This is a genomic window from Acrocarpospora sp. B8E8 (assembly GCF_039871605.1).
Lineage (GTDB): Bacteria > Actinomycetota > Actinomycetes > Streptosporangiales > Streptosporangiaceae > Acrocarpospora > Acrocarpospora macrocephala.
Genome location: NZ_JBDPLV010000017.1, coordinates 111813 through 126529 on the forward strand (window position 1 = coordinate 111813; position 14717 = coordinate 126529).

At 70.1% G+C, this 14717-nt stretch carries 10 protein-coding genes; 6 read left to right on the forward strand and 4 right to left on the reverse strand.

The features are described from left to right. Nucleotides 1–3: 3 nt before the first annotated feature. Nucleotides 4–3327: an NACHT domain-containing protein gene (locus tag ABGB08_RS18915; protein ID WP_347591985.1), complete on the reverse strand. Its 3324-nt coding sequence runs from the start codon at nt 3325–3327 to the stop codon at nt 4–6. Nucleotides 3328–3678: 351 nt separating this feature from the next. Between ABGB08_RS18915 and ABGB08_RS18920 the strand changes: the two genes are divergently transcribed. The 6 genes from ABGB08_RS18920 to meaB all read left to right on the forward strand — a co-directional run bounded on the left by ABGB08_RS18920 (nt 3679) and on the right by meaB (nt 11562). Beyond that, entirely contained in the window at nt 3679–4806 is a 1128-nt protein-coding gene (locus ABGB08_RS18920) for an amidase (RefSeq protein WP_347591987.1), read from the forward strand. A gap of 21 nt (nt 4807–4827) precedes the next feature. After that, on the forward strand, nt 4828–5787 hold the full coding sequence (gene mtnA / locus ABGB08_RS18925; protein WP_347591989.1) for an S-methyl-5-thioribose-1-phosphate isomerase: 960 nt from the start codon (nt 4828–4830) through the stop codon (nt 5785–5787). A 373-nt stretch (nt 5788–6160) separates the two neighbouring features. Beyond that, entirely contained in the window at nt 6161–6712 is a 552-nt protein-coding gene (locus tag ABGB08_RS18930) for a peptidoglycan-binding domain-containing protein (RefSeq protein WP_347591991.1), read from the forward strand. A 59-nt stretch (nt 6713–6771) separates the two neighbouring features. Next, nucleotides 6772–8517, forward strand: a complete 1746-nt coding sequence (locus ABGB08_RS18935; RefSeq protein ID WP_347591993.1) for a methylmalonyl-CoA mutase family protein — start codon at nt 6772–6774, stop codon at nt 8515–8517. Next, a complete protein-coding gene (scpA, locus tag ABGB08_RS18940) occupies nt 8504–10612 on the forward strand; it encodes a methylmalonyl-CoA mutase (protein WP_347591995.1) in 2109 nt (702 codons plus the stop codon). The genes ABGB08_RS18935 and scpA overlap by 14 nt, the downstream gene beginning before the upstream one ends. Next, nucleotides 10609–11562, forward strand: coding sequence for a methylmalonyl Co-A mutase-associated GTPase MeaB (gene meaB / locus ABGB08_RS18945; RefSeq protein ID WP_347591997.1), 954 nt, complete (start codon nt 10609–10611; stop codon nt 11560–11562). The genes scpA and meaB overlap by 4 nt, the downstream gene beginning before the upstream one ends. Here meaB and ABGB08_RS18950 read toward each other — a convergent pair. From ABGB08_RS18950 to ABGB08_RS18960, 3 genes are read right to left on the reverse strand one after another with little or no spacing between them, the layout of a single operon-like run. Continuing rightward, nucleotides 11526–12119: a hypothetical protein gene (locus ABGB08_RS18950; RefSeq protein WP_347591999.1), complete on the reverse strand. Its 594-nt coding sequence runs from the start codon at nt 12117–12119 to the stop codon at nt 11526–11528. The two genes, meaB and ABGB08_RS18950, sit on opposite strands and share 37 nt — an antisense overlap. Continuing rightward, the gene (locus tag ABGB08_RS18955) at nt 12106–13614 is read right to left on the reverse strand and encodes an extracellular solute-binding protein (protein WP_347592001.1); all 1509 of its coding nucleotides are present in this window, start codon (nt 13612–13614) and stop codon (nt 12106–12108) included. Before ABGB08_RS18955 ends, ABGB08_RS18950 begins: the two co-directional genes overlap by 14 nt. After that, nucleotides 13611–14702 carry a toxic anion resistance protein gene (locus ABGB08_RS18960; RefSeq protein ID WP_246268243.1) on the reverse strand — a complete coding sequence of 364 codons (1092 nt, stop codon included), beginning with the start codon at nt 14700–14702 and terminating at the stop codon, nt 13611–13613. The genes ABGB08_RS18955 and ABGB08_RS18960 overlap by 4 nt, the downstream gene beginning before the upstream one ends. Between the last annotated feature and the right edge of the window lie 15 nt (nt 14703–14717).

The following is a 14717-nucleotide window of genomic DNA, read 5'->3' on the forward strand; positions in this document are numbered from 1 at the left end:
GAGCTAGTTCCGGACCAGCAGGAGAGCTTGATTGGCGACCGGCCCCTCATCCGGCTCGGTGAGAGCGATCAATGTGTTGATCACGCCGCCAAGGCTTTTGACAGCGGCCTGATTGCTGTCCCCGGATTTGTCCCGAAGCTGCAGGGTCGCGGCATGAAGGGCGGCGACAGAAAGGACGATGTCGCGTTCACCCGGCGGTGCGGTTCGATCCAGCACTCGAGTGATCAAACCTTTCGCGTAACCAACCAGAGTGAGAACCCGTAAATCCGCACCGCTTTCCGTCAGCTTCTCCGATATGTGTTGCAGCGCCGTGGCGGGGTCTTCGTGGGAGCCGTTGGGGAGATGCTTTGAGAGGCTGTCATTCAAGAACTCCTGGAAAGTGGTCTCTTGTTTCCTCGATCCGTTGGATGAATTGACCCATGAGTAGACCAGGCCTTCCGCTGCCGCAGCCATTATTGATAGTACTTCGAAAGGCCGGGCGCCGAGATCGGCGATGAGGGCGCGGGTGAGCCGAAGTCGGTGGTCACGATGGAATTTGAGCTCCGAGCGTCGGTCGATCGCCTGAATTCGCGCGTCGTAGGCCTCCGTGTGGCCGTGGCGCGGCTCCTCTTGGTGGCGAGCCAGAGTGTCGAGAAGGGAGTCGGCGTGGGCGGGTGAGTGAGTCAGGGCGGCACGGCCGTTGAAAGTGCCGCGAAGCGTGATCCTGGGGTTGCGTTTCAAGGCGTGGTCGAGCGCGAGGTCGAGCGCGCCGCCGAGGTCGACCTGACTGTTGAGTTCTATATTCAGGCCGATCTCGCGGTTAGCGGTGGAAGCCACTTGAAGGGCGAGATCGACTGCTCGGGCGAGGGTTCCGTTCTTTTCGTCGAAAACGAGTTCCGGGACGCCGCCGATCGACGGGCGAAGGTGTGAGCGAACGGCATCCCTGACGCTGGTGAGATTGCGAGTAAGGACGCGGTGCTGGGTCATGGACAAAGCGCGGGCGAGGATGTCGTCAAGCTCCTGCAGGCGTGATTCATCGGGACGACGGCCAGCCAGGATCGTCTGGCTTGCCAAGGTCCGCGCTCTCACAATCGTGGCCGCGAGATCGAGAGCGGAGATCAGCTCGAATATCGGTAATCGGTCGGGAGCGGCCGAGAATACCTGCGCATAGGTCAAAAGGTTGGTCAGTGACCGGACCTCGGGAATGATCATGGAAAGACGAATGAAGATATGTGTGTGGGCGAGGATGAGTTCCGGGTAGCGGGCCACCTGACCGGGCATTGGGTCGTACGGCCACGGAGCGTCTTGGGCCACAAGGCTTAACCGCTTGCCATCATGGGCCCAGACAGTATGTTCGCGGAACCCGGGCAGAATCTGGAGATACCGATGGTCGGCCTCGCCGGGAGTGGGTAGCCGATAGGTGAGGCCGTCGTCGAACAGGTTGTTCAGCCACGAGATGAAGCGGGCTGCGTCGTCTGCCAGCATCCCGGTGGCCGTGATCGCGCCGGGATCTCCGGAAGGCGTGTGGCGGCCACGAAGATTCTCATGCCGGACGAACCTGTTCCACATGTCAGTGGTGACCAACTGCGAGCAGATCGCCGTCCCGTCATCCAGATGGATCACGTTGTGGAGGGCGCGCAGCATGGTGACCCCGTCGATGAGGCGTCGCCGTTCCACGCTGACGGCCTCACCGGGGTCGAGCATTCGGTCGAGTCTGTCCCTGATCGCTGGCTGAACCTGCCTGCCTTGGTCAACGCAGGTGAACGCCAGAGCCAGAGCTCGGATTGTCCCAGCGCGCAGGCATGCCTCGATCAGGGGAGTGGAGTCGGCGTCGGCGGCCCACAAGAGGCTGGTTTCCCGCCACCACGGGTCGTCGGCGTTTCCCGTCAGCAGATGGCGCAGGTCATCGGGACGCTCTTTGATCTGCGCGGCCGCGAGATATTCCTGGAGGGTCAGATGGGCGAACGCGAACAGGCCCTGCTCGCGCTCCACCAGCAGGCCGCTCTTGCTGGCTTCGCTGAGAAAGACATCGGGAGTGATGCTCGTTTGGCCGCAGACTTCGGCCAGTGGTTCCTTGACGACCCGCAGCGCTTCCGCCGACGTGATGTCGCGCTGCCTACTGACCATCATGTGGACGGCGAGATGCCGCATGACAGCCGCCTTCTGGGGTCCGGTCAGACCGGTGGGGTCGGCCAGGTTCTTGCCCTCCTGGCGGCGATGCAGGAGAACGTCACACATTTCCGCGTACAGCGCCGCCCGGCTGCCCGGCAGCGCTCCCCGGTAGCGATGCACGTTGGCGATCATCGTGAGCAGGAGCGGATTCGCGGCCAGGTCGTGCAACGCGGGTTGGCCGCGCAGCCGGCCGATCAAGTCCAGGGCCTTCTGCTCCGCGATCTCGTGGACGTCCTGGTCGCGTCCCAGACGGGAGCGCCGTTCGATGGCCCTGTACCAGGAATGGAGGAACTGGGACACCTGGTCGGCCGTGAACCTCTGTACGTGTAGGACGTCGGCATTGGTCAGCGGGTTGGACAGGTAGCCGTATGGCCGTGACGTCACCACGAAGGTGTTGCGCGGATACCGGGCGATCTGATCGTGAACCCATCCGACCACACGCTTTCGATCCTGCTCGTCCGCGACCTCGTCCAGCCCGTCCAGCAGAACCACACAGCGGCCGCGGTCAAGCCGTCCGCGCAGCCACGCGGCCGGGATCCTGTCACGAAGCCAAGGTGATGACACGGCCACCTCGGCCAGGCTTTCCGGCTCCTCCGCGAGGAGCGAGGCGGTATGACCCCGCAGATAGAGCAGAACCGGCAGGCGCCGGGAACGCCAGAACTCGCGCCCGAGAACGCGCCGGTTCGGCTCGGAGAGCGCCAGGGCGGTGTATCTGGCCAGAGTGGTCTTTCCCGATCCTGGTGCCCCCAGAACCGCGAACACTCGCCCTTCGCGCAGGAACGACGCCAACGATCGCCGCTCACCCGGCCGGCCGATCTCCTGCGATCCGGCACCTAGCCCTGAGTCTCCGGCGGTGTCTCGCGCGGGACGAGGCTGGAGCGTCACGTCCACGTACACCTGGCGCATCCGGAGCACGAACTCCCCCTGCGTCACCACGCCGATCGTCTCCATGTCGGCGACGGAAGCGCGCAATTGCCGCAGATAGACCCCACGCCGGATGTGCGGAAAGGGGGAGTTCAGCCTGGAAGGTTCGGCCGCCGCCGCTGTCAGAAGGGCGACGAGGACGGTGAAACCGAAAGCCAGATATGCCCACGTCCAACTAATTTGCCCGTCGTTGATGACTTGGTTGGCGGCGACACCGGCCGTGACGGCGCCCGTCGCCGCCGCGATCGCCAACGCGACGAACCGTAACCGAGGCATACCTGATCTCCAGCCCGATCTGCTTATCGTTGGCCCCTGGTGGCGCGAACTGCACCGATGTAGGCCTGAGGGCACTCGTGAGGCCTTGCGGCTCCTGTCGCGTTGCGGCCCCGTTCTCATCGTTCGCCGGAATTGCCGGTAATTTCCGGAATTAACCTCACTACAGGACGGCGCCGAACGTTAGTTGATCGCGACGTGGCGCGTCAGCCGCAGCGATTATATGTGTAACTTCCCGGAAACTCTGGCATACCGAGCGTGAAATTGGGCTGGCATAGGAGTGGGGAGTAGCGTAACCGGGACGTTCGACCTGGCCACTTTGGAGGATGGGTGGGGATCGATCCGTTCGTGTCGTGGGGAACGCCGTCAGAATCAGAGTCGCAGGAGGGTTCCGGGCCGCTCGCGGGGGTGCGGCTGGCCGTCAAGGACGTCTTCGATGTAGCGGGCACGCCGACGGGGGCGGGGCATCCGCGGTGGCTGGAGACGCACGACCCGGCAGGAGAGGACGCGGTCGCGGTGGCGCGGCTGCGGGCGGCGGGAGCCGTACTGGCCGGGAAGACGCATACCGACGAGCTGGCCTACAGTCTGGGCGGGACGAATCAGCACTATGGCGTGCCGGAGAATCCGGCCGCGCCCGGGCATGTCTGCGGCGGGTCGTCCAGCGGATCGGCCGCGACGGTGGCGGCCGGGCGGGCCGATCTTGGGCTGGGGACCGACACCGCGGGATCGATCCGCGTCCCCGCCTCCTACACCGGCCTGTACGGCTTCCGCCCCACCCACGCCCGCGCCCCACGCGAAGGGATCGTCCCCCTCGCCCCCACTTTCGACGTCCCGGGCCTGCTCACCCGCGACCTCGCCCTGCTCCGCGAGGCGGCCAGGGTCCTCCTGGACGGCAGCGGAAGCGGCACGGCCACCCGGCTCTGCGTGCCCGCCGACCTGTGGACCGACCAGTCGCCCCGGGTGGGGGCGGCACTCGCCCCCGCGATCGCCCGGCTCGGGCTCCCCGTGCACCGCACCCCGGTCGGCCACGACGTCACCGACGCGTTCGCGATCGCGCAGGCGGCGCAGGCCTGGCACTGCCACGGCGAGTGGATCACCCGGGAACGGCCGGAGTTCGGCCCCGGCGTGGGCGCGCGATTCCGGCGCGGCGAAGGGCTCACCCGGGAGGAGGTCACGCTCGCTCGCAAAGCATTGGACGAGGCCGCCGACCGGATCCGGGTCCTGCTCGACGGCGGCGGGATCCTGGTGCTGCCCACCGCCCCGGGCGCGGCTCCGGCGCTCGGCCGCCCCGAGGACCGCAGGCTTATGACGCTACGGCTGAACTGCCTGGCGCCCCTGTCCGGCAGCCCGGCCCTCAGCCTGCCCGCCGGGCTGCTCGACGGCCGCCCGCTCGGCCTGTCGCTGATGGCGGCGCGGGGTCACGACGAGGTGCTTTTCGACCTGGCGGCCCGCATCTAAGGGCACGATAAATTGTCCGATGTGAGGACGGTTGACTGGGTTGATGACGCGATCATGCTCGTCGACCAGACCCGGCTGCCGGGCGAGCTGACGTACCTGCGTATCACCACCGTCGCGGATCTGATCGACGCGATCCAGCGGCTGGCGGTCCGGGGCGCGCCCGCGCTCGGGGTCGCGGGCGCGATGGGCGTCGCGCTCGCGGCCAGGACCGGCGAGCCGATCGCGCCGCTGCGGGCGGCCAGGCCCACGGCCGTCAACCTGGCCTGGGGGGTCGACCAGGCGGCGGCGAGCGCGGACCCGCTGGCCCGGGCGCTGGAGATCAGGGACGAGGACGTCGCGGCCTGCCTGGCCATGGGCGCGCGCGGCGCCGACCTGCTGGCCGAGCACGCCGCCACCCGGGTGATGACCGTCTGCAACACCGGCGGCCTGGCCGCCGTGGAACGCGGCACCGCGCTCGGCGTCATCCAGACCATGCACGAGCGCGGCGCGCTCGCCGAGGCCATCGCGCTGGAGACCAGGCCGCTGCTCCAGGGGGCCAGGCTGACCGCCTGGGAACTGGCCAGAATGGGCGCGCCGCACCGCCTGATAGTCGATTCGGCGGGACCGTTCCTGCTGGCCAGGGGAGCCGCCGACGCCGTCCTCATCGGCGCGGATCGGATCGCCGCCAACGGCGACACCGCCAACAAGATCGGCTCCTACTCGCTCGCCCTCGGCGCCCGCCGCGCCGGGATCCCGTTCCTGGTCATCGCCCCCGAGGCCACGATCGACCTGGCCACCCCCACCGGCGACGCCATCCACATCGAGGACCGCGGCGCGGCCGAGGTCGTCTCCCTGGGCGGGGTGAAGATCGCGCCCGACGGAACAGGGGCGCTCAACCCGGCCTTCGACGTCACCCCCGCCGACCTGATCACCGCGATCGTCACCGACCGCCGGGTGATTCGCCTGGATCAGGGTGAGACCCCGGACCAGCCTCCGACCTGACTCCGGCCGACCTGATCACCGTGATCGCCATCGCCCCCGGGTGATTCGCCTGGATCGCGGGGAACACGCATAGTCGATGCCGATTCGGCCAATCGGGCACTGTTGTAGACCGTTCCGCAATACGCTCGGATACCTTAACCAGATACGGGAGATCTTCGTGGCCATCGACCTCGTGACCCGCAGTGCCTGGGGCGCGCGAGCCCCGAAGGGGTCCTATTCGCCGCTCAGTTCGACGCGTGGCGTGAAAGTGCACTACACGGGCGGGCGAGTCGATCCGGCCATCATCACCGATCACGCCAAATGTGTGGCAATGGTGAAATCAATTCAGAATTTCCACATGGATGGGAATGGCTGGATAGATATCGGTTACTCGATGGTAGTTTGTGCCCACCGTAAGGTCTTCGCCGGTCGCGGCCCCAAGCACGTGCCCGCAGCCAACGGGGCCGGGCTCAACTCCGGTCACTACGCCGTGCTCGGCCTGGTGGGCAACGCCGGCCTGGTCGAGCCCACCGACGAGATCCTGCACGGCATCCTGGACGCGATCGAGTACCTGCGGGCCGAAGGCGGCGCGGGGCGGGAGATCAAGGGGCATCGGGACGGCTACGCCACCGACTGCCCGGGCGGCCCGCTGTACGCCTGGGTTCAGCGGGGCGCGCCCCGGCCCGGCGGCGGCGACCCGCCGGTCGAGCCCGGCGCGCCGCGCTGGCCGGGACGGCTGCTGAAGTTCCCGCCGGTCATGCGGGGCGACGACGTGCGGACCTGGCAGACCCAGATGAAGCGCATCGGCTTCGAACTCGACGTGGACGGCGCGTACGGCCAGCGCTCCCGGGACGTCTGCAAGACCTTCCAGCGCCGGGTAGATCTTGACGATGACGGCATCGTGGGCCGCCTGACCTGGGAGGCTTCGTTCAACGCGAAGCCGTGACGCGCCGATACCGCACCCCGCTGGCGTCATCGGGGGCGCGCTCGGCTTAGCATCCGTGCATGACGGTGTCACCTGTTGACCTCGCCGCCGAGTTCCCGCCCGGATCGCGGGAGCGGTGGCGCGAGCTCGCCCTCGGCGTGCTGCGCAAATCGGGCTTCGAAGGCGGCGATCCGGAGGACGCGCTGTCCTCCAGGACGTATGACGGGATCGAGATCGCGCCCCTCTACGACCGGCTGCCCGCCGCCCCCCGGGTGCTGCGGCCGGGGACCGGCTGGGACGTGCGGCAGCGGCACGCGCACCCGGACCCGGCGGTGACCAGGGAGGCGATCCAGGCCGACCTGGAGAACGGGGTCACCTCGATCTGGCTGGACCTGACCTCCCTCGACCCCGCCGCGCTGCCGGCCGTGCTGGACGGGGTGTATCTGGATCTCGCCCCGGTGATCCTGGACGCAGGGCCGCGCACCGAGCAGGCGGCCGCGATCTTCCTGGAGCTCGCCGCCGGGACCGCGCTGGCCGGGGGCAACCTCGGCGCCGGTCCGCTCGACCCCGGCCTGGCCGAGCTGGTCCGGCGCTGCGTCGCCGAGCAGCCCGCCGTGCTGGCGGTGACCGTGGACGCGTTGCCGTACCACGACGCGGGCGCCGGGGACGCGATGGAGCTGGGCTGCTCGATCGCGGCCGGGGTGGCGGGCCTGCGCGCGCTCACCGACGCCGGGATCTCCGCCGAGCAGGCCTTCGGCCAGCTGGAGTTCCGGTACGCGGCGACCGCCGACCAGTTCCTCACCATCGCCAAGTTCCGGGCGGCCCGCCGCCTGTGGGCCAGGGTCGCCGAGGTCTGCGGGGTGCCGGGGGCCGTGCAGCGGCAGCACGCGGTGACCTCCTCGGCCATGATGACCGCCCGCGATCCGTGGGTGAACATGCTGCGCACCACGCTGGCCTGCTTCGGCGCGGGCGTCGGCGGCGCGGACGCGGTGACCGTGCAGCCGTTCGACGCGGTGCTCGGCCTGCCGGACGGTTTCGCCCGCAGGATCGCCCGCAACACCCAGTCCCTGCTGGTCGAGGAGGCCGGGGTGGCGCGGGTGAGCGACCCGGCGGGCGGCTCCTGGTATGTGGAGAACCTCACCGCCGCCCTCGCCGAACGCGCCTGGTCCTGGTTCCAGGAGATCGAGCACGCGGGCGGGCTCGGGGCGGCTTCCGAGACGCTGATCCCGGAGCGGCTGGCCGGCACCCGCGAGGCCAGGGCCCGGGACCTCGCCCGCAGGAAGAGCCCGATCACCGGCGTCAGCGAGTTCCCCAACCTGACCGAACGCGCCGTCGTGCGCGAGCCGGGTCCCGGGCTGCCCGCCTCCCCGGGGCGGGTCCGCTACGCGGCCGAGTTCGAGGCCCTCCGCGACCAGGCCGACGCCCAGCCGCGACGGCCGCTGGTGTTCCTGGCCACGATCGGCCCGGTCGCCGTGCACACCGCGCGGGCCTCGTTCGCGGCCAACCTGTTCGCCGCCGGGGGCGTCGCCACCGTCACCAGCGGCCCCGGCGTCGACCCGGCCGCGATGGCCGAGGCCTTCCGCGACGCCGGCACGCCCGTCGCCTGCATCTGCTCCAGCGACCGCCTGTACGGCGAGCACGCGGAAGCCGTGGCCGCCGCGCTCCGCGCCGCCGGGGCGAGGCGGATCTGGCTGGCGGGCAAGGGCGAGTACGCCGGAGTGGACGGCACGATCCGCGCCGGCGGCGACGCCCTGGACGTGCTCGGAAAGACATTCGCCGACCTGGGCATCGACGTGAAGGGGGAGACGCCCGATGAGCATTCCTGATTTCTCCGGCATCGGGCTCGGCATCGGGAAGGACCACCTCCCCGTCCCGGACGCGGAACCCTGGGACACCCCCGAGGGCATCGCCGTGAAGGCCCGCTACGACGCCGCCGACCTCCCGGGCTACCTGCCGACCTATCCGGGGATCGCGCCGTACCTGCGCGGGCCGTACCCGACCATGTACGTCAACCAGCCGTGGACGATCCGCCAGTACGCCGGATTCTCCACCGCCGAGGAGTCCAACGCCTTCTACCGCCGAAACCTGGCCGCCGGGCAGAAGGGCCTGTCGGTCGCGTTCGACCTGGCCACCCACCGCGGCTACGACTCCGACCATCCGCGGGTGGCGGGCGACGTCGGCATGGCGGGCGTGGCCATCGACTCCATCTACGACATGCGCCAGCTCTTCGACGGCATCCCGCTGGACAGGATGTCGGTCTCGATGACCATGAACGGCGCGGTGCTGCCCATCCTGGCGCTCTACATCGTGGCCGCCGAGGAGCAGGGCGTCGCGCCGGAGCAGCTGCAGGGGACCATCCAGAACGACATCCTCAAGGAGTTCATGGTCCGCAACACCTACATCTACCCGCCGGGCCCGTCGATGCGGATCATCTCCGACATCTTCGCCTACACCTCCGCCCGCATGCCCAAGTTCAACTCGATCTCCATCTCCGGCTACCACATCCAGGAGGCCGGGGCCACCTGCGACCTGGAGCTCGCCTACACCCTGGCGGACGGGGTCGAATACCTGCGCGCGGGGGTCGCGGCGGGCATGGACGTGGACACGTTCGCGCCGCGCCTGTCGTTCTTCTGGTGCATCGGCATGAACTTCTTCATGGAGGTCGCCAAGCTGCGCGCCGCCCGCCTGCTCTGGGCCGAGCTGGTGCGCGGCTTCGGCGCCAAGAACCCCAAGTCACTCTCGCTGCGCACCCACTCGCAGACCTCCGGCTGGTCGCTCACCGCCCAGGACGTCTTCAACAACGTGGTACGCACCACCGCGCAGGCGATGGCCGCCACCCAGGGCCACACCCAGTCGCTGCACACCAACGCGCTGGACGAGGCGCTCGCCCTGCCCACCGACTTCTCCGCCAGAATCGCCCGCAACACCCAGCTGCTGCTCCAGCAGGAGTCCGGCACGACCCGGGTCATCGACCCGTGGGGCGGCTCCTACTACGTCGAGCGCCTCACCGCCGAACTGGCGGAACGCGCCTGGGCGCACATCCAGGAGGTGGAGGAGTTCGGCGGCATGGCCCGCGCCATCGACAAGGGCCTGCCCAAGCTGCGCATCGAGGAGGCGGCGGCGCGCACCCAGGCCAGGATCGACTCCGGCCGCCAGCCGGTCATCGGCGTCAACCGCTACCGGCCGGAGGCGGACGAGCCGATCGAGGTGCTCAAGGTGGACAACACCTCGGTGCGCGACCAGCAGCTGGCCAAGCTGCGCCGGCTGCGCGAGGAACGCTCGCCCGCCGAGGTCGCCGCCGCCCTCGACGCGCTCGGCAAGGCCGCCGCCGGCACCGAGAACCTGCTCGAGCTGGCCGTGGACGCGGCCAGGGCGAAAGCCACCGTGGGGGAGATCTCCGACGCGCTGGAGAAGGTGTTCGGGCGGCACGAAGCGCGGATCCACACCATCACCGGGGTGTATCGGGAGGAAGTGGGATCCGGCATGGACGAGGTGCGCGCCGCGTGCGAGGAGTTCGCCCGCGAGCAGGGCCGCCGCCCGCGCATCCTGGTCGCCAAGATGGGCCAGGACGGCCACGACCGCGGCCAGAAGGTGATCGCCACCGGCTTCGCCGACCTCGGCTTCGACGTGGACGTCGGCCCGCTGTTCCAGACGCCGGAGGAGGTCGCCCGGCAGGCGGTCGAGGCCGACGTGCACATCGTCGGCGTCTCCTCGCTCGCGGCCGGCCATCTGACCCTGGTGCCCGCGCTGAAGAAGGCCCTCGACGAGCTCGGCGCGGGCGACATCATGGTCGCGGTCGGCGGCGTGATCCCGCCCGGCGACTTCGAGGCGCTGCGCGCCGCCGGGGCCGCGGCGATCTTCCCGCCCGGCACGGTGATCGCCGAGGCGGCCCTGGACCTGCTGCGACAGCTGCGCCGATGAGCGTGCGGGCCTACGCGGACGGCGTGCTGTCGGGCTCGCGCCGGGGCATCGCGCGCGCGATCACCCTGGTCGAGTCCACCCGGGCCGACCACCGGGAGCTCGCCCAGGAGCTGCTCGCCGAGCTGGCGCCGCACGCGGGCAAGGCGCGCCGGGTGGGGATCAGCGGCGTGCCCGGGGTCGGCAAGTCCACCTTCATCGAGGCGCTGGGCACGCACCTGACCGGCCTGGACGCCCAGGTCGCGGTGCTCGCGGTGGACCCGTCCTCCACCCGGTCAGGCGGCAGCATCCTCGGCGACAAGACCAGGATGGCGCGCCTGGCCGTGGACCCGAAGGCGTTCATCCGCCCGTCCCCGACGGCCGGCACCCTCGGCGGCGTGGCCAAGGCCACCCGGGAGGCGATGGTCGTGGTCGAGGCCGCCGGGTACGACACCGTCCTGGTGGAGACCGTCGGCGTCGGCCAGTCGGAGACCGCCGTGGCCGAGATGGTGGACACCTTCCTGCTGCTCACCCTGGCCCGCACCGGCGACCAGCTGCAGGGCATCAAGAAGGGCGTGCTGGAGCTGGCCGACGTGATCGCGGTCAACAAGGCCGACGGGGACCACGAGATGTCCGCCAAGCGGGCCGCCCGCGAGCTCAGTGGCGCGCTGCGGCTCATCCGGTCCGAGACGCCGGTGCTCACCTGCAGCGGCCTCACCGGCGCGGGCCTCGAGGAGCTGTGGGCGCAGGTGCTCCGCCATCAGGAGCGGACCGACCTGGTCGCCAGACGCCAGCGCCAGGCCGTCGACTGGACCTGGGCGATGGTGCGGGACCGGGTGCTCGCCGATCTCCGGGAGCGTACCGACGCGCTCGCCCCGCTGGTGGAGGCCCAGGTCCTGGACGGCACGCTCACCCCCGTCCAGGCGGCCGACCTGCTCTACAGGTCGAGTTCGGAACCGCCGAACCGGTCCTGAAGGAAGCGGCTCTGGGCTTTCAGGGCCTGCTCGTCGCCCTGGTAGACGGCGTCGGCCACCCTGCCGAGACCGGCCCGGAGCAGCTCCAGCTGCCCCAGGAGCTCGGCGTGGGCGGCCGGGCGGCGGGACACCGGCAGGTTGGCGTAGGCGTTGAGGCTGGTGGGCAGGTAGTCGCGGATGGTCTGCGACACGACGTGCAGCTGGTCGGGCGCGGTGGTGAGCACCTCCGCGCGGTCCAGCACCTCCTTGAGCAGCCCGCCCAGCTCGTACGCCTGCCGCAGCACGTCGTCCGGAAACCGCCCGGGAAGCCCGGCGAGCAGGGTGTCGAGGTCCGCGCGGAGCTCGGCGGTCTCGACCTCGGCGTGGGAGAGCACCACGCGGGTGCGGTCGGGCGGGGCGAGCAGGGCGCCGACGCCGTACAGACCGGCGACGACCACCGGCCAGAACGCGCCCGCGACGCCCGCGAAGACCAGGCCGACGCCGATCAGGGCGAGGATCGAGCCGACGATGTTCTTCGTGGAGCCCAGGTAGGTCAGCACCCGGTTACTGGTAGCCACGGATTTCCTTGAAGGCGGCGGCCAGCGAGCCGGTGCGCGCGTCGAACACCGCGCCGCCGGTGAGCTCGGCGATCCGGGTCATCTCGTCCACGTCGCTGTCCCCGAACAGGACGACGAAGGTGGGAACCCTGCGCTGCTCTTCCGGGAGCCCGCGGAAGAAGGCGTCGAAGTCCCCGGCGCCGGAGCCGTCGGTGTTCTCGCCGTCGGTCATCAGCACGATCGAGGTGTAGTGGCCCGGCTCCACCGGCTCCTGGTAGGCGGTGCGGAGCGCGTCGAAGATGGCCGTGCCGCCCGCGGCCTGGAGGCCCTCGGCGAACGAGCGGATCTCGCCCAGCGCCGCCTCCGGGTCCCGTTCCGGCAGCGTGAACGATCGGGCCGGCAGCGGCGCGTCGTTGAAGGGGATCATGGTGACCGCCTCGCGGTTGCGGAACCGGGAGAACGTGCCGGAGGCCGAGGTGTCCGCGCCGGTCAGGGTGACCAGGGCCTGGCGCAGCGCGGCGATCCGGTCGCCCTCCATGGAGCCCGAGGTGTCCAGCACGAACCTGGCCCGCGCGGGCACCCGCACCTCGTTCAGGTACGCGGCGATCAGCTCGTCGGCCGCCGAGCGCCGGTTCGGGAACGGCAGCTCCAGGACGGGCTGCGCGGTGCCGATGCCGGGCACGATCGGCCGCCGGAACGTGGTGGTCATGATCTTCCGCTGGGTGTCCGGGGTGCGCAGCCAGGCGGCGAGCTCGTCGTAGGCGGCCTTGTTGGGGGAGGCCGTCAGCAGGGTCAGCGGGTAGTCGGCGGAGACCACGCCGTCGCTCGGGTAGATCAGGGTGAGGTTCATGCCCCGCAGCACGGACTCGTAGTTGATCAGGCCGTCCACGCCGGGGCTGCGGGCGTACGCGTCGGCCAGCCAGCCGGAGGAGCCCGAGGTCAGCCGCTGGGCCGAGAAGAACCCCTTCAGCTTCGGGGTGACCGCGTCGATCTGCTCCGCGCTGAGCGCCTCGTCGGCGTCCGACAGCGCCGCCGCCACGCCCACGAGCGCGGAGAAGCCGGAGTTGGAGGAGGCCGGGTTGGTCATGCCGAAGGTGAACCGGCCCTGCGTCGCCGCGGCCGCGATGTCCGACCACGACGGGGGAGTGGTGTCCCAGCCCAGTTCCTTGGCCTTGGCCGGCTTCAGGCCGAGCACGACCGGGGAGACCATGACCTTGGTCTGGGTGGACAGCCGTTCCCGCGCGCCGTCGATCAGCGACAGGTAGCGGTTGGAGGAGAACCAGATCGCGTCGTAGCGGCCGTCCGCGCCGCCGCTCGCCACCTGCTCGGCGCCGTCCAGGGTGCCGGTGTAGGTGAGCTCCACGTTCAGCCCGGACTCCTTGAGCAGCGGCTCCAGGTCTTTGACCTCGCTTCCGGCGAGGATGCGGAAGGTGTCCTCCGCGCCGGAGCAGGCCGCGCTCGCCAGCAGCGCGAAGGCGGCGAAAACCACGCAGATCACGCGGGCCAGACGGGTCATTCGGCGCTCCTGGCCAGGTACGTCTGCGCGTGCTCCAGCTCCACGGTGAGGCTCGACACGGTGGTCGCCATGTTCTCGGTGGCCTGCGCGCGGAAGGTGTCGATCATGTCGATGGTGGCGTAGATGTTGTCGAACGCGCGGCGCAGCGAGTCCAGGTTGACCGTGGTCGAGGCGCTCTGGGTCTGGATCTCGGCGGCCTGCGTGCGCAGCAGCTCGCTGGTCGCCACGATCAGGTCGGAGGTGGTCTGGTTGAGGGCGCTGATCTGGTCCAGGACCAGCTTCTGCCCGGCCAGCGCCTGGGCCACCGTGACGGCGGTGCGCAGGGCCGCGATCGTGGTGGTCGTGGCGCGGTCCACGCCCTTGATGAGTTCCAGGTTGTTCTTGCGCACCAGGTCGAGGGCGAGGTAGCCCTGCGCCGAGACGGCGAGCTGGGTGAGCAGGTCCTGGTGCTTCTGGCGCACGCCGAACAGGGCGTCGGAGCGGAGCGCGACGGCGTGCTCCTCGTCGGCGGTGAGCAGGTGGTTCTCCAGCTCGGCGTCCAGGGCGGCGGCCAGCGTCGCGTACTCCTGGAGCTTCAGCATCGACTCCCAGAGCACGCGGCGCTCGCCCTCGATCGCGGCGTTGTCCTTCAGCAGCTCGTCCTGGCCGGATTTGAGGGCGCGGACGATGTCGTCCAGGTGCTTCTGCGCGCTGTGAAATTTCGCGAAATAGTCGCGCAGACCGGCGGGGATGAGGCCGAGGAACTTGCGGGCGCCGGTGGCCTGGCGGGGGTCCAGGTCGACGATCGTGCGGCGCAGGGCGACCAGCTGGCCGGGGACCGGGCCTGACGCGCTCGCCACCGGGCGTTTCAGCATGCGGTTGGCCACCTGGGCGGACGAGCGGATCTCGGTGTCGCCCATGGCGGTGATGCCCGCGACCTTGCGGGTGAACTCCGGCGCGCGCGGGTCCATCGCGGCCAGCTCCGCGGCGAATCCGCGGGCCCGCTCGGCGAGCTCGGCGGCGCGGTCGGCCGGGATCGGCAACATCGAGGCTGCCTTCTCGGCGGGCACCGGCGGAACCGGGTCGGGCGGGGTGAGTACTAGGTCCAACAGGGATCCTCACGG

Excerpts from the sequence above, each read along its gene's own strand:
- ABGB08_RS18930 (WP_347591991.1), top strand. The coding sequence starts at position 6,161 with ATGGTAGTTTGTGCCCACCGTAAGGTCTTCGCCGGTCGCGGCCCCAAG.
- ABGB08_RS18935 (WP_347591993.1), top strand. The coding sequence starts at position 6,772 with ATGACGGTGTCACCTGTTGACCTCGCCGCCGAGTTCCCGCCCGGATCG.
- scpA (WP_347591995.1), top strand. The coding sequence starts at position 8,504 with ATGAGCATTCCTGATTTCTCCGGCATCGGGCTCGGCATCGGGAAGGAC.
- meaB (WP_347591997.1), top strand. The coding sequence starts at position 10,609 with ATGAGCGTGCGGGCCTACGCGGACGGCGTGCTGTCGGGCTCGCGCCGG.
- ABGB08_RS18955 (WP_347592001.1), bottom strand. The coding sequence starts at position 13,614 with ATGACCCGTCTGGCCCGCGTGATCTGCGTGGTTTTCGCCGCCTTCGCG.